This is a genomic window from Bradyrhizobium sp. 132, from assembly GCF_023074185.1.
Taxonomy (GTDB): Bacteria; Pseudomonadota; Alphaproteobacteria; order Rhizobiales; family Xanthobacteraceae; genus Bradyrhizobium.
On sequence record NZ_JADPKY010000048.1, the window covers coordinates 1 to 816 of the forward strand.

At 65.8% G+C, this 816-nt stretch carries 1 pseudogene; it reads right to left on the reverse strand.

The features are described from left to right. A pseudogene (locus IVA74_RS08785) lies at nt 1–592 on the reverse strand (IS21 family transposase); the annotation flags it as partial. Nucleotides 593–816 lie beyond the last annotated feature (224 nt).

Sequence of the window (816 nt, forward strand, 5' to 3'; positions counted from 1 at the left end):
AGGCGGCCGACAGGCTGTCGGTCCGATGCTCCCGCGGTGCCCCACCGAGCGACCACAGGGCATTCTGCAGCCCTTCGGCCAATGCGACGAAGCTCTCGCCCCCGAGCACGACATGGGCGTGTTCAAACCCGCAATAGGCCAACCGGAAGTGATACAGACGATGATCGAGCGGCACGCCAGCGATGGCGACCCCAAGCTCGCCCATATCGGTGAAGTCGGACAGGCCGACCTGGCCCACTTCGTGGGTCTGGCGGAAGATGACCTCCTGCTCCTCGCCGTGGATCGCCCGCCAGGCGCGGATCCGGCGCTCGAGCGTGCGGCGGATTCCAGCCCCCAGCTCAGGATGGCGTCGGAGCATCTCCTCGAAGATGGCCACGGGCCGCACGCCGGGAGCCGCCTTCAGCATCGGCACGACTTCCAGGCCGAAGACGTCGGCCAAGGGATCCGGCCGGCGCCTTTGCCGCGGTGACTTCTTTTGCGACGGAAGGCGCAGATCCTTCTCGAGCCGATAAGCGGTCGACGAACTGAACGACGCCTTCGCGGCCGCCTCTGGCGGCGAATTGGTTTGACGGAACTTCATGTAGAGCCTCATCTGGTGATCGGTGACATGGCAGCCTGGCAACGGGTGATTCCTCTTTGGCGAGAAGAACCATCCATCACCGGCCAGCCGCGATCACCAGACGGCGCGGTCCACTCGGATCGCGCCGTCGCCGGGCTCGTAACTCCGGTCGGGCTACGCCCTCCCTGCGTCACGAGCCCGGCGAAGCTCTCTCATCCTGATTGACGCTGCACTTCCATCCTGATTGCCGCGCCGCA